Source organism: Tardiphaga sp., assembly GCF_044340795.1.
In the GTDB taxonomy this organism is placed as follows: domain Bacteria; phylum Pseudomonadota; class Alphaproteobacteria; order Rhizobiales; family Xanthobacteraceae; genus Tardiphaga.
Genome location: NZ_JBIISY010000424.1, coordinates 1 through 2,924 on the forward strand (window position 1 = coordinate 1; position 2,924 = coordinate 2,924).

The 2,924-nt window shown below is 55.7% G+C and carries 3 protein-coding genes; 1 reads left to right on the forward strand and 2 read right to left on the reverse strand.

From position 1 onward, the window contains the following. Positions 1–1,435, reverse strand: a 1,435-nt coding sequence (locus ACIQ17_RS32615) for a catalase (protein WP_398473707.1), incomplete at its 3' end; no start/stop codon positions are given. Between the two features lie 356 nt (positions 1,436–1,791). Continuing rightward, a complete protein-coding gene (locus ACIQ17_RS32620; RefSeq protein ID WP_398473708.1) occupies positions 1,792–2,226 on the reverse strand; it encodes a hypothetical protein in 435 nt (144 codons plus the stop codon). A gap of 239 nt (positions 2,227–2,465) precedes the next feature. Here ACIQ17_RS32620 and ACIQ17_RS32625 point away from each other — a divergent pair. Further along, positions 2,466–2,924, forward strand: a 459-nt coding sequence (locus tag ACIQ17_RS32625) for a glycogen/starch synthase (RefSeq protein WP_398473710.1), incomplete at its 3' end; no start/stop codon positions are given.

Here is a 2,924-nt window from a genome sequence, read left to right on the forward strand (position 1 = left end):
CAGCAGCGATATGCTGCTGCTCGCCTTCCGTCTGGCTAATGAAGAATTGACGAGCCTGACTGTAATGGTCTGCGAAACTCTCGGGACGCAACCGGCGCTTGGGGCCCTCTTCCGTTTCAGCATAACTTTTGAAGCCCTTCGCCGTAGACTCCCGCGGCCCCACGCCGAATGAATTCGGCTGATAATTGACACGCCCTGCAGGATTGCGCATGGCCATGTGGCCGTCCTGTTGAAAATGGGCGAACGGGCACTTTGGCGCGTTGATCGGGATATGCGTGAAATTGGGACTGCCGAGACGCTTCAGTTGGGTGTCGAGATAGGAGAAGTTACGGCCCTGCAGCAATGGATCGTTCGAGAAATCAATACCTGGCGGCACATTCTGCGTCATGAACGCCACCTGCTCCGTCTCCGCAAAGAAATTGTCAGGCATCCTGTCGAGAACAAGACGTCCAATCGGAAGAGGCGGCGCTAGTTCTTCCGGGATGAGTTTCGTCGGATCGAGGACGTCAAATTCGAACTCGTCCGCGAAGGCCTGATCGAACAACTGAACCTGCAGTTCCCATTCGGGGTAGTTTCCCGACTGTATCGCTGTCCATAGATCACGACGATGAAAGTCGGGATCCGCACCGTTGATCTTGACGGCCTCGTTCCACAAGACCGACTGCAGGCCAAGCTTTGGCTTCCAGTGGAATTTTACAAATGTCGATTCGTCTTTCGCGTTGACCAGTCGGAACGTGTGCACGCCGAAGCCTTCCATGAAGCGGAAGGAGCGCGGGATCGCACGGTCGGACATGGTCCACATAATCATATGCATGCTTTCCGGCGTCAGCGATATGAAGTCCCAGAAATTGTCATGCGCCGACTGCGCCTGCGGGAACGCACTGTCCGGTTCTTCCTTCACAGCGTGGACGAGATCCGGAAACTTAATCGCGTCTTGAATAAAGAACACCGGAATGTTGTTGCCGACGATGTCCCAGTTGCCCTCCTGCGTATAGAGCTTGACGGCAAAGCCGCGAACGTCGCGTGCCAGATCGAACGATCCCTTGCTGCCCGCCACCGTTGAAAACCTGACAAAGGCCGGCGTGCGCTCCCCGGCGCGCTGAAATAAATCGGCGCGCGTATACTTCGCCAGGGATTTGTAATTCTCGAAAAAGCCATGCGCTGCGTAACCGCGCGCGTGTACAACCCGCTCGGGGATCCGCTCGTGATCGAAATGGAAGATCTTCTCGCGAAAGTGAAAATCTTCAATCAACGTGGGTCCGCGGGGACCTATCTTGAGCGAGTTCTGGTCATCGAAAACAGGCCCCCCCTGCGCGGTTGTGAGCGTCTCGTCGCGAGGCCCTGCGATCTGGTGGAGTTCTCCGCCTCCTCCCCGCGCCAGCTTCTGGTCATGGATCGTGGCGCCCGCATCCGGCCGTTTGGTCGATTTGGCCATGGGTGACGCCTTTTGTCTTGAATGATTCCAGTTGGGCGTTAGAACCGCATCAATGGTGCTCCGTTCCACTGCGCCCTTACAAAGACGTTCTGCTCTCGAAAGCGATGCCGCACCGCACGCTGTATCGACTGTGCCGATAGAGTATCGAGCGCTCCAAGTCGGATCCGCTACCTCGAAGGCTTTGCGTTTTTGTCCGTCGGTGCCGAATAGTCGGGGGTCTACGGACTGATGAGCCGCTTTGCGGTTCGCGATGACCGAGTGAGCCGGTCAATTGGAGCGAGCTGAAACGTTGAGGTGTTTGGAACTGAACAAGCTCGATGGCCTCGATCGTCCTAAAGATTCACAAAGCTGGCTCACTATGAAGAATAATTTGCGTAAGGACTAATGGCGTGAGTCGATACGTTGAAGAGCGCATCATATTTGCGGAGCGATTTCAGGCCCGCACGTTGGACTTCCGCGGGCAGTTGGCTTTCGCAAGATACGACGAATGCGAATTCGTAAAATGCACCATCCTGCTTGACAGCGAGACCGAAAATCTGGCCTTCACACACTGCTCTTTCGAAGATTGCAATATCTTCGAGCTCCAGTCCGACGATACCCGAGCTATCCTGGCTTCTGATAACATCTTCAAGCTCCCGATCGAAGCTCGCAATGCCGATCTCGAAAAGCGCCTGACCGCAGCCTTGTCGGCGAAAAGCTAAGGCGGCCCTCTCACAGAGGATCAAAAGACGGTTCAAACCTTCCGATTTTAGATGGCGTTGAACCATCTCAGTGTCGGAGAGTCCTTCCATACGGACGTTCCCCAAACCCTTTCAGCTTCAACTTGGCACCTTGTCTTTCCGCGGCGAGGCTTTTCGTTTGGTCAAGATGCCTCATAAATAGGCGTAAAACGACCTCAAACCAGAATGGCTGGGATTCGCAATAACATCGCGGAACCAAAGCTTTGCTTCGGAGTTTGTGCGGTGCGGCGCCTCGCTCACAGGCGCTTGGGGGCACCAATGAACATCACAATTGCTTCGGGTCGCTTGCGATGAGGATACTCTACGCGACTCCGGAAACGTCCGACTTTGTGCAGGTCGGCGGCCTTGCCGCCGTGTCATCAGCACTACCGCGTGCTCTGCTACCGCTCGCGGACATTCGCATCGTCGTACCTGGCTATCCTCAAGTGCTAAGGGGACTTGGCGACCTCAAGGTCATCGGCCACTCGTCCGCACATGCTGGACTTCCCGCATTCAGGATCGGAAAGGGACATGCACGCGACGGCATGCCCTACTACGTGGTCATGTGCCCCGAACTGTTCGAACGCCCTGGCTCACCTTATGGCGATACACGCGGAGTAGATTGGCAGGACAACGACGTCCGTTTCGCGACCTTCTCTTACGCCGCCGCCCAAATTGCTCTTGGCGCAATAGACAGGGAATGGTCGGCCCACCTTGTTCACGCCAATGATTGGCAATCCGCGCTGATCCCTGCCTATCTAGAATGGTCA